Annotated in this window: 21 protein-coding genes and 2 tRNA genes; 8 read left to right on the forward strand and 15 right to left on the reverse strand. The window is 64.9% G+C overall.

The features are described 5' to 3' along the window. Window positions 1–127 precede the first annotated feature (127 nt). On the forward strand, window positions 128–295 hold the full coding sequence (locus ACIGGF_RS09465) for a DUF5302 domain-containing protein (RefSeq protein WP_397521109.1): 168 nt from the start codon (window positions 128–130) through the stop codon (window positions 293–295). 60 nt (window positions 296–355) lie between these two features. On the opposite strand, the gene ACIGGF_RS09470 is transcribed toward ACIGGF_RS09465, so the two are convergent. After that, a tRNA-Glu gene (locus ACIGGF_RS09470) sits at window positions 356–428 on the reverse strand. Between the two features lie 91 nt (window positions 429–519). Beyond that, window positions 520–591 (reverse strand) — tRNA-Gln (locus tag ACIGGF_RS09475). Between the two features lie 247 nt (window positions 592–838). On the opposite strand from ACIGGF_RS09475, the gene ACIGGF_RS09480 reads away from it, so the two are divergent. Then, a complete protein-coding gene (locus ACIGGF_RS09480; RefSeq protein WP_397521110.1) occupies window positions 839–2416 on the forward strand; it encodes a bifunctional 3'-5' exonuclease/DNA polymerase in 1578 nt (525 codons plus the stop codon). Here the strand turns inward: ACIGGF_RS09480 and ACIGGF_RS09485 are convergent. The 3 genes from ACIGGF_RS09485 to ACIGGF_RS09495 are packed head-to-tail and all read right to left on the reverse strand — an operon-like array spanning window position 2356 to window position 5681. Next, entirely contained in the window at window positions 2356–3378 is a 1023-nt protein-coding gene (locus ACIGGF_RS09485) for a YihY/virulence factor BrkB family protein (RefSeq protein ID WP_397521111.1), read from the reverse strand. The two genes, ACIGGF_RS09480 and ACIGGF_RS09485, sit on opposite strands and share 61 nt — an antisense overlap. Before the next feature lie 46 nt (window positions 3379–3424). After that, window positions 3425–4900 (reverse strand): glutamate--tRNA ligase, encoded by a 1476-nt coding sequence (gene gltX, locus ACIGGF_RS09490; protein ID WP_397521112.1) that lies wholly within the window; start codon window positions 4898–4900, stop codon window positions 3425–3427. A 7-nt stretch (window positions 4901–4907) separates the two neighbouring features. Beyond that, window positions 4908–5681 (reverse strand): fumarylacetoacetate hydrolase family protein, encoded by a 774-nt coding sequence (locus ACIGGF_RS09495; RefSeq protein ID WP_397521113.1) that lies wholly within the window; start codon window positions 5679–5681, stop codon window positions 4908–4910. Window positions 5682–5813: 132 nt separating this feature from the next. Between ACIGGF_RS09495 and ACIGGF_RS09500 the strand changes: the two genes are divergently transcribed. Next, window positions 5814–7037 (forward strand): MFS transporter, encoded by a 1224-nt coding sequence (locus ACIGGF_RS09500; RefSeq protein ID WP_397521114.1) that lies wholly within the window; start codon window positions 5814–5816, stop codon window positions 7035–7037. Window positions 7038–7118: 81 nt separating this feature from the next. Here ACIGGF_RS09500 and ACIGGF_RS09505 read toward each other — a convergent pair whose 3' ends face one another. From ACIGGF_RS09505 to ACIGGF_RS09525, 5 genes are all read right to left on the reverse strand, one after another. After that, window positions 7119–8129: a 3-isopropylmalate dehydrogenase gene (locus ACIGGF_RS09505; protein WP_397521115.1), complete on the reverse strand. Its 1011-nt coding sequence runs from the start codon at window positions 8127–8129 to the stop codon at window positions 7119–7121. Window positions 8130–8178: 49 nt separating this feature from the next. Then, a complete protein-coding gene (serA, locus tag ACIGGF_RS09510) occupies window positions 8179–9774 on the reverse strand; it encodes a phosphoglycerate dehydrogenase (RefSeq protein WP_397521116.1) in 1596 nt (531 codons plus the stop codon). A 186-nt stretch (window positions 9775–9960) separates the two neighbouring features. Beyond that, the gene (gene ilvC / locus ACIGGF_RS09515; RefSeq protein ID WP_397521259.1) at window positions 9961–10962 is read right to left on the reverse strand and encodes a ketol-acid reductoisomerase; all 1002 of its coding nucleotides are present in this window, start codon (window positions 10960–10962) and stop codon (window positions 9961–9963) included. Between the two features lie 62 nt (window positions 10963–11024). Then, window positions 11025–11528 (reverse strand): acetolactate synthase small subunit, encoded by a 504-nt coding sequence (gene ilvN, locus ACIGGF_RS09520; RefSeq protein ID WP_008717436.1) that lies wholly within the window; start codon window positions 11526–11528, stop codon window positions 11025–11027. Continuing rightward, complete coding sequence (locus ACIGGF_RS09525; protein ID WP_397521117.1) at window positions 11525–13483, reverse strand: acetolactate synthase large subunit; 1959 nt, start codon at window positions 13481–13483, stop codon at window positions 11525–11527. The genes ilvN and ACIGGF_RS09525 overlap by 4 nt, the downstream gene beginning before the upstream one ends. 443 nt (window positions 13484–13926) lie before the next feature. Here ACIGGF_RS09525 and ACIGGF_RS09530 point away from each other — a divergent pair, with 443 nt between their 5' ends. Together ACIGGF_RS09530 and ilvD are read left to right on the forward strand one after the other, a co-directional pair. Beyond that, window positions 13927–14316 (forward strand): PH domain-containing protein, encoded by a 390-nt coding sequence (locus ACIGGF_RS09530; RefSeq protein WP_397521118.1) that lies wholly within the window; start codon window positions 13927–13929, stop codon window positions 14314–14316. Between the two features lie 59 nt (window positions 14317–14375). Further along, window positions 14376–16217, forward strand: coding sequence for a dihydroxy-acid dehydratase (gene ilvD / locus ACIGGF_RS09535; RefSeq protein WP_397521119.1), 1842 nt, complete (start codon window positions 14376–14378; stop codon window positions 16215–16217). A 64-nt stretch (window positions 16218–16281) separates the two neighbouring features. Here the strand turns inward: ilvD and ACIGGF_RS09540 are convergent, their stop codons facing one another. Continuing rightward, entirely contained in the window at window positions 16282–17298 is a 1017-nt protein-coding gene (locus ACIGGF_RS09540) for a DoxX family protein (protein WP_397521120.1), read from the reverse strand. 93 nt (window positions 17299–17391) lie between these two features. Here ACIGGF_RS09540 and ACIGGF_RS09545 point away from each other — a divergent pair, with 93 nt between their 5' ends. Beyond that, window positions 17392–18540, forward strand: a complete 1149-nt coding sequence (locus tag ACIGGF_RS09545) for a PQQ-dependent sugar dehydrogenase (protein ID WP_397521121.1) — start codon at window positions 17392–17394, stop codon at window positions 18538–18540. A gap of 63 nt (window positions 18541–18603) precedes the next feature. Here the strand turns inward: ACIGGF_RS09545 and gatB are convergent, their stop codons facing one another. The 4 genes from gatB to ACIGGF_RS09565 form a co-directional block, all read right to left on the reverse strand. Continuing rightward, entirely contained in the window at window positions 18604–20115 is a 1512-nt protein-coding gene (gene gatB / locus ACIGGF_RS09550; RefSeq protein WP_397521122.1) for an Asp-tRNA(Asn)/Glu-tRNA(Gln) amidotransferase subunit GatB, read from the reverse strand. Window positions 20116–20192: 77 nt separating this feature from the next. Continuing rightward, window positions 20193–21224: an ATP-dependent 6-phosphofructokinase gene (locus ACIGGF_RS09555; protein ID WP_397521123.1), complete on the reverse strand. Its 1032-nt coding sequence runs from the start codon at window positions 21222–21224 to the stop codon at window positions 20193–20195. Window positions 21225–21325: 101 nt separating this feature from the next. Then, window positions 21326–21988, reverse strand: coding sequence for a response regulator (locus ACIGGF_RS09560; RefSeq protein ID WP_397521124.1), 663 nt, complete (start codon window positions 21986–21988; stop codon window positions 21326–21328). Between the two features lie 10 nt (window positions 21989–21998). After that, window positions 21999–23165 carry a sensor histidine kinase gene (locus tag ACIGGF_RS09565; RefSeq protein WP_397521125.1) on the reverse strand — a complete coding sequence of 389 codons (1167 nt, stop codon included), beginning with the start codon at window positions 23163–23165 and terminating at the stop codon, window positions 21999–22001. A gap of 237 nt (window positions 23166–23402) precedes the next feature. On the opposite strand from ACIGGF_RS09565, the gene ACIGGF_RS09570 reads away from it, so the two are divergent. Continuing rightward, window positions 23403–24083 (forward strand): hypothetical protein, encoded by a 681-nt coding sequence (locus tag ACIGGF_RS09570; RefSeq protein WP_397521126.1) that lies wholly within the window; start codon window positions 23403–23405, stop codon window positions 24081–24083. Further along, on the forward strand, window positions 24080–25480 hold the full coding sequence (locus ACIGGF_RS09575; RefSeq protein ID WP_397521127.1) for an alpha/beta-hydrolase family protein: 1401 nt from the start codon (window positions 24080–24082) through the stop codon (window positions 25478–25480). Before ACIGGF_RS09570 ends, ACIGGF_RS09575 begins: the two co-directional genes overlap by 4 nt. The last annotated feature ends 11 nt before the right edge of the window (window positions 25481–25491 follow it).

Here is a 25491-nt window from a genome sequence, read left to right on the forward strand (position 1 = left end):
CCGACACGCCCCAGGGTGGGGAATTACGTGACAGCGGGTGAGGAATTAGGTGACGGACAACCCCTCAAGCCTGGGGAATTACGTGACCGCTGACAACCGGCCGGTCGTCGATTGCGAGGAGTCACCCATGCCCGAATCCGACAACGAAGAACTGAAGAAGAAGTTCCGAGAGGTTCTGGAACAGAAGAACAGCAAAGCCCACAATTCCGTCGATCACAAAGACGGTGGACCGAAGGTCAACAGCACCCACGGACCGGCCGACCATCAGAAGATGTTTCGTCGCAAGAGCGTGTGAACAACGGCCTGAAACGACGAACACCCTCTCGATCCGGGGATCGAGAGGGTGTTCTGGTTGTAGCCCCGACGGGATTCGAACCCGCGCTACCGCCTTGAGAGGGCGGCGTCCTAGGCCGCTAGACGACGGGGCCAGGAACTTCACCTGCATTGTTTCAAGCTTGTAAGTGCCGAGTCAGCTTAACTGTCTCGGCACCGGCGACAAAATCGCCGATAACCTGCTCGCTGGGGTACCAGGACTCGAACCTAGAATGGCGGTACCAGAAACCGCTGTGTTGCCAATTACACCATACCCCAAAGCTCTCGAGCCGAGATGCTCACCACCATCGGTATGCACTGCGTTTCGAGCCGGGATAGAGACTATCAAAGGTCCATACCCATTCTCCAAATCGGCTGCTCAGGGCCTCCGAAACCGCACTCGCGAGCAACGCCGACCGCGTTCGGCGGGCGTCCGGCACCCGATCCTCCGAGTCCGCATCGCAGCCCCTCTCGCACATGCAGCAGACTTGACCTCCGTGACCGTTCGCACACACCGCAGAGCCCGATGAAGGTAGTGCTCGTTCCGCACGGCGAGCACGCGGTACTGACGTATCTCGACGATGCCTACGCCACCGTCGGCGCTCCTGTGATCGTCGAGGATCCGGCGGGGGCAGTCGCGGACCTGGAGGCGGCCGAACGGCCCAGATGGGTGTGGGAGGACACCAGCCGGATCTACCCACGGCTGCTCGAACGCGGGGTACGCGTACGCCGATGTCACGACCTGGCACTGGTGCGCGCGTTTCTCGAGGTGCGAACCGCAACCGCTGCTGCCGCGTCGGTTCCCGCAGACCTGCGCCCGGGATTGTTCGATGCGAACCCGCACTCCGACCCCGCTGCAGTGCTCACCGAGTATCGGCGGCAGTTGCAGGAGATCGGAGCAAACCGCGCCCTGCAGCTACTGACCGCGGCCGAATCGGCCGGAGGTCTGGCCGCCGCGGAGATGACCCATGACGGACTACCGTTCTCGGCAGCCGCGCATCGACGTCACCTCGAGACGATGCTCGGGCCCCGTCCGGTCGACGCTTCTCTCCCACCGGCGCTGGTAGAACTCGAGAACGACATCTCCTCGGCGTTCGGCAGGCGCGTCAATCCGTCGTCTCCGGTGGAGGTGGTGGCTGCGTTCGCACGCTCCGGAATCGAACTCACATCGACTCGCGCACATGTCCTGCGTGAGATCGACCACCCTGCAGTCCCCCTGCTGCTGCGCCATCGCGATCTCTCGAAATTGCACAGTACGAATGGGTGGACATGGCTCGACTCGTGGGTGCGGGGCGACCGATTTCGTCCGGTCTATGTTCCCGGTGCCGTCGTCTCCGGCCGGTGGGCAAGTCGCGGCGGAGGTGGTCTACAGATTCCGAAACCGTTACGCGCGAGCGTCATTGCCGACCCGGGATACACGTTCGTCGCCGCCGATGCCGGTCAACTCGAACCTCGAATTCTCGCGGCGATGTCCGGCGACCCACGTATGGTGGCCGCTGCCGGTACCGCGGATCTGTACGCACCGGTGGCCGCGGAGTCGTTCGAGGGCGATCGGGGCAAAGCAAAGGTCGCCGTTCTCGGCGTGCTCTACGGCGCGACCTCGGGTGAGGCTCGCGGCCTGTTGGCGCGCCTGAGGGCCAGATTCCCCGGTGCGGTGGCGCTCGTGGAAGAAGCCGCGCGCGCCGGCGAACGGGGCGAGGTGGTCGAGTCGTGGTTGGGACGAGCCTGCCCACCACCCTCGGCACAATGGTGGTCCAGTGGTGATGCACGCGCGCGGGGGCGGTTCACCCGCAACTTCGTGGTTCAGGCCACTGCCGCAGAATGGGCGTTGTGTTTGTTGGCCGATCTGCGCGGGCGGGTCGAGAGCACGACCGGAGCCGAACTCGTGTTCTTTCAACACGACGAGGTGGTGGTCCACTGCCGGACGGCCGATGCGGTTCGAATATCGGAAGCCGTCGATGCGGCGGCGGCGGTGTCGGCCACTCGATTGTTGTTCGGCGACACGGCCGTCCGTTTTCCGATGGAGACGAGAATCGGCCGCTTCTACGGCGCTTCGGCGTCCGGTCCGGGGCTGGATTCCGGTTCGGGGCTCGATTCCGACTGAGCGCTCGGTGGATCTTCGAACGTCACGTCGATCTCCTCGAATGCCGTACTCCGTTGCGCTTCTGCCTGTCCTGTGTAGGTGAGTTTGTCGCCTTCGGTCAGTTCCACGTCGTCGGTGAACGGGCCCAGAAGGGCGCGTGGAAACAACCGATCGACACGAACGACGTTGATCTCGATGCAGATCACTATCGATATCGAGGTCACGTACAGAAAAGCCAGCAGCCCCAACACGACCGCGAACACACCGTTCGTCACACTCGCATTCCCGGCGATGTACTTCACGTACACGCTGCCGAATGTTTGCAACAGCTGCCACGTCAGACCGGCCACAAGAGCTCCCGGAAACACCTGTCCGATCGATACCGGACGCACTGTTGCAAGCCGGAACGCAACGACGAAAACTCCGACGTACAGCAGCGTTCCGGCCACGAACACGACGAAACCGGATTCCAGGCCGAGATAGCCTGCGGCACTGAGCACATTGAGTGCGGTGATCGCCAGGACAGCAAGCCCTACCGTGCTCAGCAAACCCAATCCGCGCACTCGGGCGCGAATGGGATCGGGCCGGAGGTTCTTGGGCACCGCCCACGCGGTGTTCATCGCGTTCTGCAGTGCTACGGACACACCGAGCCCGCCGTAGAGCGACCCGAGGATACCCACCGTCAGGCCGACCGCGCCGCCACCGATGCGATCGGGCCGCCCCAGCTCGTCCCCGATCGCCGGAATCTGACCGAGCGCGGAGTTCAGGATCTGCTGCTGCAGATCCGGGTTGCCCATCAACACGATGCCCAGCACCACGGACAACAGCAGCAGCGCCGGAAAGAGTGAGACGAACGCGTAATAGGTGATCAGCGCAGCGAGATAGCCACCCTGGTCGTCGACGAACTTGTAGACCACTGCGATGGGAAATCCGAGAGCCGGACGCCTGCGCTGCAGCCGGTCCAGTCGATCGGCGACGCTCATGCGTGGAGATCTCCGACCGACCTGGACGGCCGGCGGCACACCGCCGTCACGCGATACTGGTACGTGCGGCCGCCAGGCGGGCGAGAGTCCTGTCACGGCCGAGCAGTTCCATGGACTCGTACAGCGGCGGACTGATGTGCGACCCTGTAACTCCTACACGAACCGGAGCGAAAGCCTTGCGGGGCTTGAGTTCCAGCTTCTCGATCAACGCGTCCTTGAGGGCGACTTCCAGCTCGGCCGTCGACCAGTCCGGCACTGCGGTCAGTGCCGCAATAGTGGCGTCGAGGACGGGTGCCGCGTCTGCGCCGAGATTCTTGGCCGCCGCGGCGGGGTCGATCTCGAAGTCCGCCTCGTCGACGAATAAGAACTTCAGCAGTCCCCACGCGTCCGACAGCACGACGATGCGCGTTTGCACCAGATCCGCTGCGACAGCGAACATTTTCTCGTCGACCGGCTCGGTGAGATGCCCTCGAGCAACCAGGAATTCGCGTAGGCGGGCCGCGAAGTCGTCTGCAGCCAACATCCTGATGTGCTCGGCGTTGATCGCGTCCGCCTTCTTCTGGTCGAAGCGCGCAGGGTTGGAATTGACGGACGAGATGTCGAAGGCCGCCACCATCTCGTCGAGCGAGAAGACATCGTGGTCGTCCGAGATCCCCCACCCGAGCAGTGCGAGGTAGTTCAGCAGCCCCTCCGGGACGAACCCCCGATCGCGGTGAATGAAGAGATCTGCTTCCGGATCACGCTTGGAGAGCTTCTTGTTGCCCTGCCCCATGACGAACGGTAGATGCCCGAATTCCGGAGTCCGATCGGCCACGCCGATTCGGATCAGCGCTTCGTAGAGCGCGAGCTGACGAGGGGTCGACGACAGCAGGTCCTCGCCGCGCAGCACGTGAGTGATCTTCATCAGGGCGTCGTCGACGGGATTGACCAACGTGTACAACGGAACTCCGTTGCCTCTCGTCAGGGCGAAGTCCGGCACCGTTCCGGCCTTGAACGTGGTCTCACCGCGCACGAGGTCGTTCCAGCTCAGATCGTGATCGGGCATGCGCAGGCGCACGACGGCACCGCGCCCCTCGTCCAGAAAGCCCTGTCGCTGCTCCGGCGTCAGGTCGCGGTCGAAGTTGTCGTAACCGAGCTTGGGGTCGCGACCGGCGGCCTTGTGCCGAGCTTCGACTTCCTCGGGTGTGGAGAACGATTCGTAGGCCTCCCCCGCCTCGAGCAGTTGCTGAACCACGGCCACGTGCTGGTCGCGTCGCAAGGATTGGCGATACGGCTCGTAGGGTCCGCCCACCTCGGGGCCCTCGTCCCAGTCCAGGCCGAGCCAGCGCAATGCGTCGAGCAGGGCCGCGTAGGACTCCTCGGAGTCACGTGCGGCGTCGGTATCCTCGATGCGGAAGACGAACGTGCCACCGTGGTGCCGGGCGAACGCCCAGTTGAACAGCGCTGTTCGGATCAGACCGACGTGCGGAGTTCCGGTGGGAGACGGGCAGAAACGAACTCGTACGTCTGCTGGAGTGGTCATCGTTGCCCTACTTCTTCGCTGCGACGGGGTTGGTGAGGGTTCCGATTCCCTCGACGGTGATCGACACGCTGTCACCGTCGGTGATCGGTCCGACTCCCTCGGGAGTTCCGGTGAGGATGACGTCGCCGGGGAGCAGCGTCATCACCGCGGACACCCACTCGATGATTTTCGGAATATTGTGCAGCAGAAGCGAAGTGCGACTGCGTTGCTTGACGACGCCGTCGACCTCGGTCTTGATCTCGAGATCGGAGGGGTCGAGAGAGGTCTCGATCCATGGGCCCAACGGGCAGAACGTGTCGTGCCCCTTCGCGCGAGTCCACTGTCCGTCGTCCTTCTGGTGATCGCGGGCCGAGACGTCGTTGGCGACGGTGTAGCCGAGTACCACCTCGTACGCCTTCGATGCCGGTACGTCCTTGCACGGACGACCGATCACGATCGCGAGTTCCCCTTCGTAGTGCACTTCGTTCGACGACGGGGGTAGCACGATGGCCGCACCCGGTCCGACGATGGAGGTGTTCGGCTTGATGAAGATCACGGGCTCCTTCGGTGCCTCACCGCCCATCTCGGCAGCGTGAGCGGCGTAGTTCTTGCCGATGGCGATGACCTTGCTGGCAAGAATGGGCGCGAGCAGCCGTACGTCGGCCAGGGGCCACGACCGACCGGTGAACGTGGGTGTGCCGAAAGGATGTTCGGCGATTTCTTTCGCAGTCTGCGAGTCACCGTCACCTTCGATACTCACGAATGCCACACCATCAGGACTTGCAATTCGACCGAGACGCATGCCGGAAGTCTATCGACCGCCGATCTGCGCACGTCGACGCCGTCCGATCCGTCGATCCTTCGCCGGTGTAATGTCTTGCTGGAGTTCCATATTTCAAGAAAGCTGTTTCACATAGTGAGAACGGAGCAAGCGGTGAGCACCACCGAGCAGTTGGCCGACCTCGGCGAGACACGACGTTGGTTCATGCTCGTACTCGGAATGCTTGCGCAGACTGCAGGTGCCGTCTTCATCAACGGTGCCGCCTTTCTCATCCCGTCACTGCACGACGACCGGGGACTGAGTCTGGCGGCAGCAGGCTTCGTCGTCGCCATGCCCACCGTCGGCATCATGCTGACGCTCATCGCATGGGGCGTGCTCGTCGACCGCATCGGTGAACGGCTCGTTCTGGTGATCGGTCTCGGGCTCACCTCGGTCGCGAGTGTCGCCGCGGTGATCTCCACATCCGTTCCGGTCCTGGCCGTCTTTCTGCTGATCGGCGGTATGGCAGCCGCCAGTGCGAACAGCGCGAGCGGACGAGTCGTGGTGGGTTGGTTTCCGCCGCATCGCCGAGGGCTCGCGATGGGAATCAGGCAGATGTCGGTTCCGTTGGGCGTTGCCGTTGCCGCACTGAGCATTCCGCCCATCGCCCGAGATCACGGCGTCGGAACGGCTCTGCTCGTACCCGCCGCGGTGTGTGCGGCAGCCGCACTCCTGTGTCTGGCGGTCGTCGACCCCCCGCGCCCGAACCGGGTCGACGCCGCGGCGCAGGGGTTGCTCGACAATCCGTACCGCGGCAGTAGGCAACTGTGGCGAATCCACGCCACGTCGATCCTGTTGGTTGTGCCGCAGTACGTGGTGTGGACGTTCGCGCTCGTCTGGCTGATGACCGACCGAGGTTGGACCGCCGCGGCGGCAGGAATCCTGGTCACGGTGACCCAGATTCTCGGCGCGCTCGGCCGGATGAGCGTGGGTGCCCTGTCCGATCGCGTCGGCAGCCGCATGAAGCCCCTTCGTTGGGTCGCCGTGACAGCTGCAGCCAGCATGATCGGACTTGCCGTCACCGACTGGTACGACTCCCCTGCTGCGATCGTCTTCCTCGTCGTCGCGTCCATTGCCACCGTTGCCCCGAACGGTCTCGCGTTCACCGCTGTCGCCGAGATTTCCGGACCGTATTGGAGCGGACGTGCCCTCGGGGTACAGAACACGAGTCAGTACGTCTTCGCCTCGGCTGTGCCGCCGGTGTTCGGGGCGATCGCGGCGATCAGTTTCCCGATCGCATTCCTGGTGTCTGCACTGTTCCCTGCACTGTCCGTGCCGATCGTCCCCGACGACCCACGTCCCGATCATCCCGACGAGAAGTCCGCCGGCACCGGCTGATCCAGCACTGCGGGTATGGCCGAATACACGAAATGCCACGGTGGGCCGACAGCCCTACCGTGGCATTTCGTTCTGGTGGAGTTACAGGCGAGCGGCGATTCGTGCGCCGACCTCTTTCGTCGACGCGATGGTGGTTCCACGCTCTGCGAGGTCCTCTGCGACGGCCGCCTCGACCCGTGCAGCGTTCGCGTCGTCGCCCAGATGTGCCAGTAGCAGTGACACCGACAGAATCGCGGCCGTCGGGTCCGCCTTCTGCTGACCGGCGATATCCGGTGCGCTGCCGTGAACCGGCTCGAACATACTGGGGTTCGCGCCGGTGGCGTCGATGTTTCCACTTGCAGCCAAACCGATTCCGCCGGTGACTGCAGCCGAGAGGTCGGTCACGATGTCGCCGAACAGATTGTCGGTGACGATCACGTCGAATCGGCCGGGGTCGGTGACGAGGTGAATCATCGCGGCGTCGATGTGCTGATACGCGACCTCGACGTCCGGGAATTCTGCCGACACTGCCTCGACCGTACGGGCCCACAGGCTGCCCGCGAAGGTCAACACGTTGGTCTTGTGCAACAACGTCAGATGCTTCCTGCGGCCGAGGGCTCGCTCGAAACCGTTGCGCACTACGCGTTCCACGCCGTAGCGAGTGTTGACGCTGACCTCGGTGGCCACCTCGTGCGGTGTACCGACGCGCAGTGCTCCGCCGTTGCCGGTATACGGACCCTCGGTGCCTTCGCGGACGACGACGACGTCGATCTGCTTGTCACCGGCCAACGGGCCGACCACGCCGGGGTACAACTTGGCCGGCCGCAGATTGATGTGGTGATCGAGCGCGAATCGAGCGCGCAGCAGCAGCCCGCGTTCGAGCACACCACTGGGTACCGACGGGTCTCCGATGGCTCCCAACAGGATTGCGTCGTGCTCCCGCAGTTCTGCCAACACCGAGTCCGGCAGCAACTCCCCGGTGGTGTTGTAACGACGCGCACCCAGGTCGTATTCGGTCTTCTCGGTACCGGGCGCGACCACGTCGAGCACGGCTAGCGCCTCGGCAACGACCTCGGGCCCGATTCCGTCCCCGGCGATGACGGCCAGCTTCATCTCACTCCTCGTGATTCTTGGACTTCGTTCGATCGACTGCGAGCGATGCTCAGGACAGGTCGACCAGTTCGATGGTGGAGGCGCCGACCGCGCCGGCGATGCTCGCGCTCAATTCCTCCGGAACGTCCTTGTCGACGCGCAGCAGAATCGTTGCACCGTCGCCCTCGGAGTCCTGGCTCAATGCCGCGGCCTGGATGTCGATGCCGGCATCACCGAGCAGCGTGCCGATCCGGCCGAGACTGCCGGGCTGATCCGCGTAGTTGACGATGAGGTTCTTGCCCTCGGCACGGAGGTCGAAGTTGCGACCGTTGATGTTGACGATCTTCTCGACCTGCGTGGGCCCGGTCAGAGTGCCCGCCACGTTGAGTACCGAACCATCGCCGTAGACGGCGCGGATGTCGACCACGCTGCGGTGGTTCTCGCTCTCGGATGCAGTGGTGACCTCGGCAGTGACACCTCGCTCCTCCGCGAGAGACGGCGCGTTGACGAATGTCACCGCGTCGTCGATGACGGCGGAGAACAGACCCCGCAACGCCGAGAGCTTGAGGATCTCGACGTCCTCGGCAGCGAGTTCGCCGCGTACGTCGACCGACAGCGACGTGGGAAGTTCGGTGGACAGAGCGCCGAGAAGCACGCCCTGCTTGCGCACGATCTCGAGCCACGGCGATACCTCTTCGCCCACGGCGCCACCCTTGACGTTGACCGCGTCGGGCACGAATTCCCCTGCGAGAGCGAGCAACACGGACTTGGCCACATCGGTGCCCGCGCGGTCCTGGGCCTCGGTGGTCGACGCGCCGAGGTGCGGTGTGACGACAACCTGGGGCAGCTCGAAAAGGGGGCTGTCGGTGCACGGCTCGGAGGCGTAGACGTCTATTCCGGCGGCGAAGACATGGCCACTGGTGATGGCGTCGGCCAGGGCCTGCTCGTCCACCAGGCCACCACGAGCGGCGTTGACGACGATGACGCCCGGCTTGGTCTTGGCCAAGGCTTCCTTGCCGATGATTCCCTTGGTCTCCGGGGTCTTCGGCAGATGAACGGAGAACATGTCGGCGCGCTCGAGGAGCTCGTCCAGACTCACCAATTCGATGCCGAGCTGGGCGGCCCGCGCAGCCGAGACGTAGGGGTCGTAGGCGATGATGTGGGTCTCGAATGCGGCGAGACGCTGCGCGAACAGCTGACCGATGCGGCCCAGTCCGACGACGCCGACCGTCTTGCCGAAGATCTCCACACCGTTGAACTTGCTGCGCTTCCACTCGTGCTGACGCAGCGTGGCATCGGCCGCGGGGATCTGGCGCGCGGCCGACAGCAGCAGCGTCACCGCATGCTCGGCGGCGGTGTGAATGTTGGAGGTCGGTGCGTTGACGACGAGAACACCGCGCTCGGTGGCTGCGGGAACGTCGACGTTGTCCAGGCCGACTCCGGCCCTGGCCACGATCTTGAGATTGGTCCCGGCAGCGAGCACCTCGGCGTCGACCGTGGTCGCGGAACGGACGAGGATCGCGTCGGCCTCGGGAACCGCGGCGAGCAGGGCGGGACGATCCGGGCCGTCGACCCAACGGACCTCGACGCCGTCGCCCAGTGCCTCGACGGTGGACTGCGCAAGTTTGTCGGCGATCAGAACGACAGGACGGCCTGGCTGGCTCACGTGAAGAACTCCCTAAGTCGGTTCGAGACTGTTGACGGTGAATATTCGGAGCAGATGCAGCAGAAGCAGTTTAGTTGTCGGCGACGTCGAGCTGCGACGCCACCGTCGGGCACGCACCGAAGGGCACCGCCACCTATGTAGCGGTGCCCTTCGATCAAATTGCGCGCGTACGTGATTCGACGAGAATCATGCCGTTTCGGTGATCGGGCGATCGACCCAGCTCATCAAGTCGCGCAATTTCTTGCCGGTGACCTCGATGGGGTGCTCGGCGTTGGCCTTGCGCAGGCCTTCGAGCTCGGTGTTGCCGTTCTCGACGTTGGCGACCAGACGACGGGTGAATTCACCCGACTGGATGTCGGCCAGAATGGCCTTCATGCGCTCCTTGGTACCGGCGTCGATGACGCGAGGTCCCGAAAGGTAGCCACCGAACTCCGCGGTGTCGGACACCGAGTAGTTCATGCGAGCGATGCCGCCCTCGTACATGAGATCGACGATCAGCTTGAGCTCGTGCAGCACCTCGAAGTACGCCATCTCGGGGGCGTAGCCGGCCTCGACCATGACCTCGAAGCCCGTCTTGACGAGCTCCTCGGTGCCGCCGCACAGCACGGCCTGCTCACCGAACAGGTCGGTCTCGGTCTCTTCCTTGAACGTGGTCTTGATGACGCCTGCGCGGGTGCCGCCGATGCCCTTGGCCCACGACAGTGCGAGCGCCTGGCCCTCGCCCTTGGGGTCCTGGTCGATGGCGATGAGGGCGGGAACGCCCTTGCCGTCGACGAACTGGCGACGCACGAGGTGGCCGGGGCCCTTGGGTGCGACCATGCCGACGGTGACGAACTCCGGAGCCTCGATCAGGTCGAAGTGGATGTTGAGGCCGTGGCCGAAGAACAGCGCGTCGCCGTCCTTCAGGTTGGGCTCGATCTCCTCGGAGAAGATCTTGGCCTGAGCGGTGTCGGGTGCGAGCACCATGATCACGTCGGCCCATTCGGACACCTCTGCGGGCGTGCCCACCTTCAGGCCCTGCTCCTCCGCCTTGGCGCGGGACTTCGAGCCTGCCGCCAGGCCGATGCGTACATCGACGCCGGAGTCGCGCAGGCTCAGCGAGTGCGCGTGGCCCTGGCTTCCGTAGCCGATCACAGCGACCTTGCGGCCCTGGATGATCGACAAATCAGCATCGTCGTCGTAGAACATCTCGACTGCCACTGGTTGTTACCTTTCCTCTTGGGTTTTACGTCTGTTCGTCACCGGGGCCGCTATCGCGACGCAGTGATCGATTTCGGTCCACGTCCGACGGCAACGACTCCCGACTGAACTATTTCTCGAATTCCATAGGGGTCCAACATCTTCAGCAAGGCGTCGAGCTTCGAGCGGGTGCCCGTGGCCTCGACCGTGACTGCCTCGGGCGAGACGTCGATGACCTTGGCGCGGAAGAGATTCACCGTCTCGATGACCTCGCTCCGTACGCTGGCGTCGGCGCGGACCTTGATCAGGACCAACTCTCGAGCCACCGAAGAATCGTCGTCCTGCTCGACGATCTTGATGACATTGATGAGCTTGTTGAGCTGCTTGGTCACCTGCTCGAGCGGGAACTCGTCGACGGTCACCACGATCGTCATGCGCGAGATATCGGGAATCTCCGTGCCGCCGACGGCGAGCGAGGAGATGTTGAAGCCGCGGCGCGAGAACAACGCAGCGACGCGGGCCAGCACACCTGGCTTGTCCTCGACGAGAACGCTGAGGGTATGGCTCGTGCTCACAGGTCGGTGCCTTTCACGTCGTTGTTCTGCGGGTGCGGCGCCTGCTCGCGTTCCATTGCCTCGTCGATTCCGGGCTCGTTGCCCACGATCTCGTCCTCGTCGAACAGCGGACGAATCCCGCGTGCGGCCATGATCTCGTCGTTTCCGGTACCGGCTGCCACCATCGGCCACACCTGCGCGTCGGCACCGACGATGAAGTCGATGACGACAGGCCGATCGTTGATCGCTCGTGCCTGAGCGATCACCGCATCGACGTCCTCTTCACGTTCGCATCGCAATCCGACACAGCCCAGCGCCTCGGCCAGCTTGACGAAGTCCGGGATCCGGACGGCACCGTGGGTACCGAGGTTGGTGTTCGAGTAGCGCTCTTCGTAGAACAGGGTCTGCCACTGTCGAACCATGCCCAGGTTGCCGTTGTTGATGAGCGCAACCTTGATCGGGATACCCTCCACCGCGCAGGTGGCGAGTTCCTGATTGGTCATCTGGAAGCAGCCGTCGCCGTCGATGGCCCACACCTCGGCATCGGGAAGGCCCCTCTTGGCACCCATCGCGGCCGGAACCGCGTACCCCATCGTGCCGAGGCCGCCCGAGTTGAGCCAGGTACGCGGCTTCTCGTAGTTGATGAACTGCGCGGCCCACATCTGGTGCTGACCGACGCCGGCGCAGTAGATCGCGTCGGGTCCGGCGAACTTGCCGACCGAGGAGATGACGAACTCCGGCGACATGGAACCGTCGGCCGGCCGGTCGTAGCTCAGTGGGTAGGTCTTGCGGATGCCGTTCAGGTAGACCCACCACTGCTCGAGGTTCAGCGTGGTTCCGGTCGCCCGGTCCGCCCGAAGCGCCTCGATGAGCTCGGTGATGACCTCACGGCAGTCGCCGACGATCGGCACGTCCGCGTAGCGGTTCTTCCCGATCTCGGCCGGGTCGATGTCGGCGTGGATGACCTTGGCGTTCGGCGCGAACGTCGAGAGTTGGCCGGTGACGCGGTCGTCGAACCGGGCACCGAGCGTGATCAGCAGATCACTGCGCTGCAGCGCAGCCACGGCGGCAACGGTGCCGTGCATACCCGGCATTCCGAGGTTCAGATCGTGCGAGTCGGGGAACGCGCCGCGGGCCATCAGGGTGGTGACGACCGGAATGCCCGTCAGTTCGGCCAGCTCGAGCAGTTCCGCAGAGGCGTCGGCCTTGATGACGCCGCCGCCGACGTACAGCACCGGTTGCGTGGCGTCGGCGATGTAGCGGGCTGCTTCACGGACCTGCTTGCCGTGTGGCTTGGTGACCGGGCGGTACCCGGGCAGCCGCATCTCCGGCGGCCAGGAGAACGTGGTCGGTGCCTGCAGAACATCCTTCGGGATGTCGACGAGCACGGCACCGGGGCGACCCGAGGCAGCGATGTAGAACGCCTCGGCCATGATGCGCGGAATGTCGGCACCATCGGTGATGAGGAAGTTGTGCTTGGTGATGGGCATCGTGATGCCGGAGATGTCGGCTTCCTGGAAGCCGTCGGTCCCGATGAGGCTGCGGGCGACCTGACCGGTGATCGCGACGACGGGAACCGAATCCATCTGGGCGTCGGCAAGCGGGGTCACGAGATTGGTCGCGCCGGGGCCGGACGTCGCCATGCACACGCCGACCTTGCCGGTCGCCTGGGCGTAGCCGGTCGCGGCGTGGCCGGCACCCTGCTCGTGGCGCACCAGAATGTGGCGCACCTTCTCCGAGTCGAAGAGCGGGTCGTAGACCGGCAGAACAGCGCCACCGGGAATGCCGAATACGGTGTCGACGTCGAGTTCTTCGAGGGCTCGAACGACCGACTGCGCGCCGGTGACCTTCTCGGGCGCGACGTGACGTCGCGATCCGTTGGTCGCCGCTTCTGCGGACGGGCTGCTGGTCGACGGGCTTGCGGCCGGCCCCGACTTACGAGTCGTGGGCCCCGGGCGTGCAGTTGGTGCGCTCACTGATTGCATCCTCAGGAAAGTGAAAGTGCTGGGCGATCTCTGGGCAAGAAAAAACCCCCGTCAGCGGATGCTGTACGAGGGTGGCGCGTCGATGCGAGTTTGAACAACCGGCTCAGGCGTTGACGCGCCGGCCGATTACGAGTATCCAATTCCGCTTCACGCGCTCGACGGTAGGCGCGCGCACAGGGAAGAGTCAAACTCGTCACGACGCAATCCCATTATGTGAGATCGCGTAGATGCAATGCGAAGATGAATGGGTGTCGTCTCCGCAGCAGTCCGAACCACCTCGGCCATCATCCCACACTGGCCCCGAGTCACCGAACGGTGCCGAGGGAGCGCCACCACCGAGCGGGCAGGTCATTCGAGTCCCGCGCCTCGCGCTCCTCGGCGTGGGACTACTGCTGTTCGGTACGGGGCTGACAGCCGCCAGCTGGCCTGTTGCGATGGGATGGCTGCTGATCCTGCCGGTCGTCGCATGCATCTGGGTCTTTCGAGTGCGCACTGTCGTCACTCCCGAGGCCATCACGGCTCGACGGTTCGTGGGTTCGGATGTGATCGCGTGGGAGTCGGTGACGGGTCTGCACTTTCCGGATCGCCGGTGGGCACGGGTGGTCCTGACCGACAAGAGCGAGAAGTCGCTGCCCCTGGTGCGGTTCGATCTACTCCCCCAACTCGCTGCGGCCAGCGGGGGCCGCATCACCGACCCCTACGCCGCTGCGGCGGCGGCAGAGGAAGCCGCCCGAGCGGAAGCCGACGACCTCGAGGCGGACCAGCTCGGTCGCGAGGACAACGGCCTCGGGAACGACGGCGAGCAGGCACCGAAGGAGCAGTAGTCGCCGGCGAGTAATCTCGTCGACGCGAGAAACCGCTGCCACGAACGAGGATTACGCACATGCCGCCGCTACGCTCACGGGTCACCACAGTCGGACGCAACGCCGCGGGCGCACGCTCGCTGTGGCGCGCCACCGGAATGACCGACTCGGATTTCGGTAAACCAATCGTCGCCATCGCGAATTCGTACACCCAGTTCGTACCGGGCCACGTGCACCTGAAGAACGTCGGCGAGATCGTCGCCGACGCCGTCCGCGCGGCCGGTGGAGTGCCTCGTGAGTTCCACACCATCGCCGTCGACGACGGCATCGCCATGGGCCACGGCGGCATGCTGTACTCGCTGCCCAGCCGCGAGATCATCGCCGATTCCGTCGAGTACATGGCCAACGCCCATACCGCCGACGCGTTGGTGTGCATCTCGAACTGCGACAAGATCACTCCTGGCATGCTGAACGCCGCGATGCGCCTGAACATCCCGGCGGTCTTCGTTTCGGGCGGGCCGATGGAGGCGGGCAAAGCCGTCGTCGTCGGCGGCGTCGCCCAGGCACCGACCGACCTGATCACCGCAATTTCCGCCAGCGCCAACGACGCCGTGTCCGAGGAAGGCCTCGACGAGGTCGAGCGCAGCGCGTGCCCCACGTGCGGATCGTGCTCGGGGATGTTCACCGCCAACTCGATGAACTGTCTCACCGAAGCGCTCGGCCTGGCATTGCCCGGCAACGGCTCCACTCTGGCCACCCACGAGGCCCGACGCGCACTGTTCACGCGCGCCGGCACCACCATCGTCGACGCGGCTCTGAAGTACTACCGGGACGAGGACGAGTCGGTACTTCCCCGCAACATCGCCACCCCCGCGGCCTTCCGCAACGCGATGGCACTGGACGTGGCGATGGGCGGATCCACCAACACGGTGCTGCACACCCTCGCCGCCGCGCAGGAGGGCGAGGTCGACTTCGACCTCGACACCATCGACGCGATCAGCCGCAAGGTGCCGTGCCTGGCCAAGGTCTCTCCCAACTCCGACTACCACATGGAAGACGTGCACCGAGCGGGCGGAATTCCTGCACTGCTCGGAGAACTGCGGCGTGCGAATCTGCTCGAAACCGATGTCTCCACCGTCCATACCAAGAATTTCGACGAGTGGCTCGACACCTGGGACATCCGATCCGGGGCGGCGTCCGGGGAAGCGCTCGAGCTCTTCCACGCAGCTCCTGGCGGCGTCCGCACGGTCGAGCCGTTCTCGACGAGCAACCGCTGGTCCTCACTCGACACCGATGCCGCCGGCGGCTGCATCCGCGATCTCGAACACGCCTACACCGTCGAAGGTGGTCTGGTGGTGCTGCGCGGCAACATCGCCCTCGACGGCGCAATTCTCAAGACCGCAGGCATCGACGAGGATCTGTTCTCGTTCCAGGGCCCGGCCCTGGTCGTCGAATCTCAGGAAGAAGCCGTCTCGGCCATCCTGCAGAAGAAGATCCAACCCGGCGACGTGCTGGTCGTGCGCTACGAAGGACCCAAGGGCGGACCGGGAATGCAGGAGATGCTGCATCCGACGGCGTTTCTCAAGGGTGCCGGCCTCGGCAAGGTCTGCGCGCTGATCACCGACGGACGGTTCTCCGGCGGCACCTCGGGCCTGTCGATCGGTCACATTTCTCCCGAGGCCGCGGCCGGTGGAGTCATCGGACTCGTCGAGAACGGTGATCAGGTGCGGATCGATGTCGCCACCCGCACCCTCGAGATCCTCGTCGATGACGAGACCCTCGAGACGCGCCGCGCGAAGATGAACGCGTCCGAGCGACCCTGGCAGCCGGTCGACCGCCAGCGCACGGTCACCACCGCCCTGCGCGCGTATGCGGCACTGGCGACGTCGGCGGACAAGGGTGCCGTCCGATACGTCCCCTGACCACGTGAGCGGAACCTCGTAGCCTGCTACGAGGTTCCGCTCACATGGTCGGATGCGGGTGGAGTCAGCGGACGACGGGGTTGGCCCCGTTCAGGAAGATCCAGATGCACACGCCAGCAGCGATTCCGACGACGAGCGCGAGGAACGAACCGATCCGCGGACGGGTGGCCCACCCACGTCGGCCGTCGAATGCGATGCGCCCCGGTCCGGTGAGGATGATCGCGGCTGCGGCGAAGCCGAGAACTGTCTCGTACTCGACGCCGCCGGTACCGGAAAACTGCAATCCGGGCTCGACGGCCTGCTTGAAGCACCAGGCGTTGATGATCGTGGCCAACACGGCGGCACCTGCAAGTGGCGTAGCCAGACCCAGGATGAGCAGCGCTCCACCGAGAGTTTCGCCGGCCGCAGCTGCGATCGCAAGGATTTCCGAGTAGCGGAATCCCGAACTCTCGAGCAGACCCTGGAATCCGTCGAGGCCGGGGCCGTCCCACAGTCCGACGAGTTTCTGCAGTCCATGACCGAGAAACACCGCGCCGATGGTCACGCGAAGTACGAACAGACCGAGGTCGGTGCTGCCGCGTTTCGCGGGAACTTCGACGGTCTCGGTACGAATCTCGGGCTCGGCGGTAGCGGCCGCAGGCGTTGCCGCGGCGCTGGTGCCGAGGTACTCGGTGGATCGATCGGAATACGCACTCGACGACGTGTTGTCCGACGCCGACGGGCGATCGGTCGACGAATCGGCGAAGGCCGACGGCCGGTAGGTCTGCATCTTCTCGGTCGGCTGCGAATCGGACAAGCGGGCATCGGACGAGCGGGCATCGGACGAGCGGGCATCGGACGAGCGCGCGTCGGACGAGGACGACTGGGGAAAGTCGAGTTCGTCGTCGGTTCGCGGTAGTCGGTCCGAGCGCTGAGCGCCGAACGCCGTGGTCGGCGCACCCGAGGCATCGGTGCGGTCGGACGCCGAAGTCTCGGAGGTGGAGCGCGAGGGTGGAATCTTCTCCGTGGGATTGTCGTACGGGCTCTCGGCCGGTTCGTACGACGGATCCGGCCGGTTGGGGTCGCGCGGTGTATCGGTCACCTCTCCACAGTAGAGCCGATGTGCGCTCCTCACCGACGTTGCCGCTCGCAGCCGCGTGGCGAGTCTTCCCCGACGTTCCGTACCGTTCGAAGCATGAAGCCGGTCGGAGCGCCACCTCGAAGTGCCACTACCGCTGTTCTCGCACTCTCGATGACGGCCGCATTACTTGCCGGATGCGCCCGCTTCGACGACTCGAATTCGTCACCGTTCACCCCTGCACCCGAGGTCGGTGCCGCCGAGTTGCAACCCACGACCCCCAGCGAGACACCGCCTCCGTCGGATCCGAATGCACCACCCCCGCCGTCGGGCCCCTGCGTCGATCCGGACCCGTCGGTCATCGCGACATGTCTCGATGTCACCGGCGGCCTCGTCGCGCTGCCCGACGGACAGAGCACGCTCGTCGCCGAGCGCCGAACCGGACGCATCATGGAGGTCGCGGCCGGGACCACGCCGGTCGAATTCGCCCGCATCGACGTGGACGGCAGCGGCAACGGAGGCCTTCTCGACATTGCGCTCTCTCCGACGTACGCCGAGGACAGACTGCTCTACGCGCTCATCACCACGACTTCGGACACCAGCGTGGTTCGGCTCGCACCGGGCGACGTGCCCAAGAACATCTTGACCGGCCTTCCCCGCGGCGCGACAGGCAATCGCGGGTCGATCGACTTCTACACACCGACCGAATTGCTCGTACTCACCGGTGACAACGGGGACCCGGCCGCGGCCGCGAGCCCGGACTCGTTGTCCGGAAAATTGTTACGGGTGACGTCGTTGTCACCGACGGCCGATCCCCCGCGTCCGCAGATTGCACTGAGCGGTATCGGGACCGCAGGTGATGTGTGCACCGACGGCACCGGGAACATCTACGTCACCGACCGCACCGCCATCGAGGACCGCCTGCAGCGCATCGACAAGCTGGGTGCAGTGTTCTCGCCGGTATGGACGTGGCCCGACCGCCCCGGCGTCGCCGGATGCGCAGCAGGCAACGGCGGAGTGGCGGTGGCCCTGACGAACGCGAAAGCTGTTGCTGCGTTGAGTACAGACACCGACACCGGGGCCGTCTCGGCCGAACCGACGCTGCTCGTTCAGGACCGGTACGGCCAATTGAACGGTGCGACGAGCTCGGCCGATGGACAGATCCTGGTGGGTACCGTCAACAAGAACGGACCGACCGCCGGCCCCACCGACGACCGCGTGGTCCGCGTGCCGTTCCCGGGCGGCGGCGGAGGCGGCGTCGACTAGAACGAGAAAAACGACTGTGGCCGAGCGCATGAAGCGCTCGGCCACGGTCGATCACCGCCACGATCAGGGTTGGCCGCACGCCTCGAGTACGAGCTCTTTCACGCGGGCCGCGTCGGCTTGGCCACGGGTGGCCTTCATCACCGCGCCGACGATGGCACCGGCAGCCTGAACCTTGCCGCTGCGGATCTTCTCCACCACACCGGGATTGGCAGCGAGCGCCTCGTCGACGGCGGCCTGCAGCTTGGTGTCGTCTCGCTCCAACACGAGATTACGATCCGCCATCACCTGGGCCGGCTCGCCTTCGCCGGCCAGCACCCCGTCGACGACCTGGCGGGCACCGTTGTTGTTGAGCTTGCCGTCGGAGACCAATGCCGCGACCTCCGCCACCTGCGCCGGGGTGATCGACAAATCGGTCAGCTCGACTCCGGCCACGTTGGCTTGCTGGGACAGGTACGACACCCACCACGACCGGGCGGCCTGTGGCGTCGCGCCCGCGTCCACCGTTGCCGAGACGAGCTCGAGCGCACCGGAGTTCACCAGGTCGCGCATTTCCTCGTCGGAGACACCCCAGTCCTTCTGAATCCGGCCACGTCGCAGCCACGGCAGCTCGGGCAGGGTCGATCGGAGCTCCTCGATCCACTCCGCATCGGGAGCGACGGGCGCGAGATCGGGCTCGGGGAAGTACCGATAGTCCTCCGCAGTCTCCTTCTTGCGCCCCGGGGTCGTGGTGCCATCCGATTCCTGGAAGTGCCGAGTCTCCTGAATCACCTCACCGCCGGCTTCGAGAACCGCTGCCTGACGCCGCATTTCGTAGCGGACCGCTACCTCGACACTCTTGAGAGAGTTGACGTTCTTGGTTTCCGTTCGGGTACCGAATTCCGTAGCCGTCTTCTTCATCAGTGACACGTTGGCGTCACAGCGCAGCGAACCCTGATCCATCCGTACATCGGATACGTTGAGCGACTTCAGGAGATCTCGAAGTGCGGTGACGTAGGCGCGCGCGACTTCGGGCGCACGAGCTCCCGTGCCCGTGATCGTCTTCGTCACGATTTCTACCAACGGCACCCCGGCACGGTTGTAATCGAGCAGCGAATGCGACGCCCCCTCGATTCGACCGGTCGCCCCACCGACGTGCGTCGACTTACCGGTGTCCTCTTCCATGTGAGCGCGCTCGATCTCGACGCGGAACGTGCTGCCGTCGTCGAGCAGAACATCGAGGTATCCCTCGGTGGCGATGGGCTCGTCGTACTGCGAAATCTGATAGTTCTTCGGCTGATCCGGGTAGAAGTAGTTCTTACGAGCGAACCGACCCCAGGGAGTGATCGAGCAATTGAGCGCCAGTCCGATCCGAATCGCAGATTCCACTGCGGCGGAATTCACCACCGGAAGCGCGCCGGGAAGACTCAGGCACACCGGGCACACCTGGGTATTGGGCTCGGCCCCGAACTCGGTGGGGCAGCCGCAGAACATCTTGGTCGCCGTACCCAGCTCCACGTGGACCTCCATGCCCAACACGGGGTCGAAGGTGGCGAGCACCTCGTCGTAATCGATCAGATCGACGGTTGCAGCAGTCATGGTCGGTAGTTTATGCATTGCAGTCCGCACGCGACCAACCACGTGCACCTCGTCACCGTGGACGGTGACGGGCAGGTTCAGCCGAAGAACGCAGCGGCGTCGTCGTATCGGGTCTGCGGCACCCGCTTGAGCTGCTTGGTCGCCTCGGCCAAGGACACCAAACCGATCTCGGTGCCTCGAAGAGAGACCATCTTGCCGAAGTTGCCGGCGTGAGCAGCGTCGGTCGCGTTGACACCGAATCGCGTCGCGAGCACACGGTCGTAAGGCGTAGGGGTGCCGCCGCGCTGAACGTGTCCCAGCACGGTGGTACGAACTTCCTTGTTGATGCGGCGCTCGATCTCGACGCCGAGCTGGTGAGCTACCCCGGTGAACCGAACGTGACCGAACTCGTCGATGCCACCGTCGAGGAGTTCCATCGAGCCTTCCATCGGCTTCGCCCCCTCGGCGACGACGCAGATGAAGTGCGAGTCTCCGCGCTGAAAACGCTTGCGCACCAAGGTGCACACTTCTTCCACGTCGAACGGCTGCTCCGGAATGAGCGTCATGTGCGATCCCGACGCCAACCCGGCGTGCAGAGCTATCCACCCTGCGTGTCGACCCATCACCTCGACCAGCATCACTCGCTGATGGGATTCTGCAGTGCTGTGCAGACGGTCGATCGCGTCGGTAGCAATGGTCAGTGCGGTGTCGAAGCCGAATGTGACGTCGGTGCAATCGATGTCGTTGTCGATGGTCTTAGGGACACCCACTACGGGCACGCCCTCTTCCGACAACCAGGCGGCAGCAGTCAGGGTCCCTTCGCCGCCGATGGGAATCAACACGTCGATGCCGTTGTCCTCGAGGGTCTGCTTCACCCGATCGAGCCCGGCGCGCAACACATCAGGGTTGGTACGGGCGGTCCCGAGCATCGTGCCGCCCTTGGTGAGCAGACGATCGTTGCGGTCATCGTTGCGCAGCTGCACCCGACGATCCTCGAGGAGGCCGCGCCAACCGTCCAGGAAACCGACAACCGAAGAGCCGTAGCGTGCGTCGGCGGTACGTACGACCGCACGGATCACCGCATTGAGCCCTGGGCAATCGCCGCCTCCGGTCAGAACTCCGATGCGCATCGATTCTCGCCTCTCTGCTGACGGATCCGTGAGGTGGACCCGTTGACGGTCGTCAGCCTAATGGGGTGTGGTGTGTCGCGCGCGTGGAGTACCGCCCGCGCTCACTTGGGCGTGACGACGCCGCTCTCGTAGGCCAGCACCACAGCCTGTGCACGGTCGCGCAGCCCGAGCTTGGCCAGGACTTTGCCGACATGAGTTTTGACGGTCTGTTCGGCCAGGAAGAGCGCGCCCGCGATCTCGGAGTTGGACATGCCGGTGGCAATGAGTTCGAGCACCTCACGTTCACGGGGAGTCAGCTCGCTCAGACGCGGCGAGGTCCGGCGGCGCGCTCCGCGCCGGGCGGTGACGTCCGCGATCAGTCGTCTGGTCACCGACGGTGCCAGCAAGGCCTCGCCTGCGGCGACGACACGCACACCTCGAATCAGTTCCTCGGCCGGTGCATCCTTGAGCAAAAAACCGCTCGCCCCCAGAGCCAGGGCCTCGTAGACGTAGTCGTCGATATCGAATGTCGTCAACATCAGAATGCGCACCGGCGACGGAAGAGACGCAGACAGGATGGCGCGAGCAGCATCGAGACCGTTCATCTCGGGCATCCGGACGTCCATCAGCACCACGTCGGGCAGCAGCCGCGCGACCTCGCTGACCGTGGTCCTGCCGTTGTCGGCGTCTCCGACGACCGAGATGTCTGCCTGAGCACCGAGAAGCGCACCGAATCCCTGCCGCACCATCGCTTGGTCGTCGGCGATGAACACCGTGGTAGCCACGCGCGACAGCCTAGGCGAGATCGTTCCGAACAACCGGTGCCGTCGAACTCGGCATGCCGTTCGGAACGTGCACCGCAACCTCGAATCCGCCGTCGGGCAGAGCCGCGGCATGCAACCAGCCCTGCGCCGCGCGGGCCCTATCACGCATACCCGCTATCCCGTGCCCACCCGTATCGGCTCCAGCGGCCCGTCCGACACTCGCGCTCGGTGCCGGAGCATTGACCACGGTCATGACAACCGTGCTCGGCCCCACCGCGATATCGACGGTCACCACGGCGTCGGGGGCGTGCCGGGCAGCATTGGACAAGGACTCCTGCAGAATCCTGTACAATGCCAAACCTGTTGTGTCGGCGATGGATTCGACCTGCCCGGTGACAGTCCACCGCACATCCATGCCGGCCTTGCGGCTCGAAAGCAGGGTTCGTTCGAGATCGAGCGCATTCGGTGCCGGAGCATCCTGCCACTGCTGCCCGTCGCTGCGGAGCACCCCCAGCATTCCCCGGATCTCGTTGAGCGCTTCCCGTGCGGTGGCAGCAATAGACTCGAATTCTCCTGCTGCAGAATCGGATACGTCATCGAGTCGATATTGGGCACTCTGCGCCTGCACGACGACCATCGACATATGATGCGCGACGACGTCGTGCAGATCGCGGGCGATCTTCGCCTTCTCCTCGAGAACCGTGCGCTTGGTGCGCTCGAGTTCGCTGACTTCCTCCTGATGGGCAAGTTGCCTGCGAGAAAGGACGAGCCAGCGGATCAACAGTCCGAACACGACGACCGCCGTGAGACCGACCGACCAACCGACTCCGTCCGAGCCCGGCATGTACGCGAAGAACACCAGCATGCTCGCCAACCAGGCCAACAGCAGTACCGATGGCGGAGATCGCAGCGCGACGGCGAACAGCAATGCCAACAGCACGAGGATGTGGACCACCTGCCACGGATAGTGGTAGTCCGGCGTGCGATCGAACGCCAGAGGAATCACCAGCGCGGACAGCGCCGACACCGCCCACCCCAGTGCGGGATTGACTCGAATCAGCACGAACGGGAAGGCCGCAAGTGCACCGACGATGGGCATCAACGGTACCGACACCTGATGGGTGATCGGCAGTGTCGGCCAGGCGATCGAGTACAACACCGCACCGACGACCACGATCGACACGTCGACCGTGCGCACGCCGGCAATTCGAGTCGGTACCCGAACCCTCGCCGCTGAGGGCTTCACTTCTCCTGATCTGTTCTTGCGCACCAACCGAGCCTAGGCAGTACGAGCCGATGAGCACGTCATACCTGAGTATCAGTTCCGCCCGCACCTGCAGTATCACGCCGGTCTCCAACCGACACCGTCCGGAGCTGCGGAACTATACCTCGGCGTGATGCTCGTCGGGCACGTCGCTTCTTAGCGTCGAAAGCCATGAACAGGAACACTTCTCGCATCGTGATGTGCATCGCCGCGGCCACGGTAGCGGTGACTGCAACCACCGGGGCCGCGTCGTACTCGCCCACCGCCCCTCTTACGCGAGCCCCTCATACGCAAGCCCCTCACACGCAAGCCCCCGTCGCCGTGGCGGTGCACGCGCTCGTCACCCGATCGGCAGACGCAGCGACCCGCGCGATCCCCGCCGATTTCGCCTCGGTGATGGGCTACCGACCGATGACGACGGGGGACATGGCCGAAAATCCCCACGGGGACTGCTCCTCACCCGTGCCGCTGCCGTCGGAGTTCGAAGCCGCCTGCAAACAACACGATCTGGGCTACGACCTCATTCGGTACGCCGCCAGGACAGGCAACGCCGTGGACCCGCAGTGGCGCCGAGCCATCGATGGCCAACTGGAACGGCGGATGCACGCCGCCTGCACCGAGCGACGCGAGGATGGGCCGCGAAGGGCATGCGAGGCCGCCGCATCGGTGGCCGCAGCGGCGGTGGACATGAATTCGTGGAGGCAGTCGTTCGGCGCACCGGTGGCCGAACCCGCACTGCCGATCGCGCTGGGCGGAGCAGTGTTTGCCGTCATGATGCTGTCGATTTCTCTGACGGTTCGATACCTGCGCCGCCCACGAGTCACCGTCGCCGGCATCGGCGAACTCGCATGATCGCCTCCGTGACCGGGTCGTCGGGACGAGTCGGCACTGCCCGGGGCGTTGGTGCACATCCGAGGTCGACGGGCATCCGGCTACCCCGAATCGAGACCACCCTCGCGCTCACTGTTGCAGTGTCGATCGCGTCGGCACCGGGACTGCTCCCCCGTCCTGCTGCCACACAGGCACTGCTGACCGGCACAACGATGGCGATCGCGCTCGCCGTAGCGTGGTCTGCTCGGCGTGCACTGGGCCCGCGGCAACCCGCTCGGTCCGCGGCGCGGGCCTGGGCGGCAAGCATGGGTACATGCATCTCGATCGGCGCGATGTACTGGAATCTTCTGTGGCAGAACCGCTTACGAACAGTGATGGAAGCTCCAGAAGTGGACTGGCACTACGCAGTCGACGTCGTCGGTGGCGCAACGTGCGTTGCCCTCGTCCTCTGGGGAATCGGTCGCGCTACCCGGCGAACGGCCACTGCGCTCGGCGGTGTGCGATCGATCATCGTGATCGCGGTAGTGGGTGTGCTGACGTATGCCGTCGCCGTGCCCGCGCTCCGGTCGGCTGTGTCCGCTTCCTTCGCAGCCTCGAACTCAACACTGGACGAGACGGTCACCGCTCCGAACACGACGACGAGATCGGGCGGTCTCGACTCGCTCGTTCCGTGGGGCACGCTGGGCAGAGAGGGGAGAAAGTTCGTGACCGGCGGCCTCCTCCCCACGACCGTGCGCACCTACGTCGGCCTCGACTCCGCACCCACACTCGATCGGCGCGTCGAATTGGCCGTCGCGGACATGGAACGCGCCGGCGCTTTCGATCGAAGGGTGGTGGTCGTCGCGATACCGACCGGATCGGGTTGGGTGGACGAGAACGCGATCACGGGTGCCGAAAGCAGATTCGGCGGTGATGTCGCGACCGTGGCGGTGCAGTACTCCGACAAACCGAGTTGGGCGACGTTCCTGTTCGCCGAGGAGGAGGCACGTCGATCGGCCGAGGCATTGGCCGACGCAGTCGCCGCCCGGGCAGCCACGAAATCGGCACCGCCGCAGATCGTGCTGTACGGCCAGAGTTTGGGGGCGGTGGCGGGAAGCGAAGCCTATGGGTCTCTTCGACAGACAGATCCCGGCGTGTGTGGAGCCGTGTGGGTAGGCCCACCCGCCGGAACCGTGAATACCGACGGCGCCACGGTTCTCGTCAATTCATCGGACCCTGTCGTCCGATGGTCGGTGAATCTCCTGTGGTCGGCTCCCGATTCGACGGCAACCCACCACGATGCGCCGACCCCTGTGTGGATACCGTTCGTCAGCTTCGTCCAGACGTCCGTCGATCTCGCGGCAGCACTCGACGTGAACGACGGACACGGCCATCGATATGGGACAGACCAGGGCACCAGCATGCCACTGTGCACATGAGAAGCAACCGA

Origin of the sequence: Rhodococcus sp. NPDC078407 (assembly GCF_044542515.1) — a bacterium.
In the GTDB taxonomy this organism is placed as follows: Bacteria; Actinomycetota; Actinomycetes; order Mycobacteriales; family Mycobacteriaceae; genus Rhodococcoides.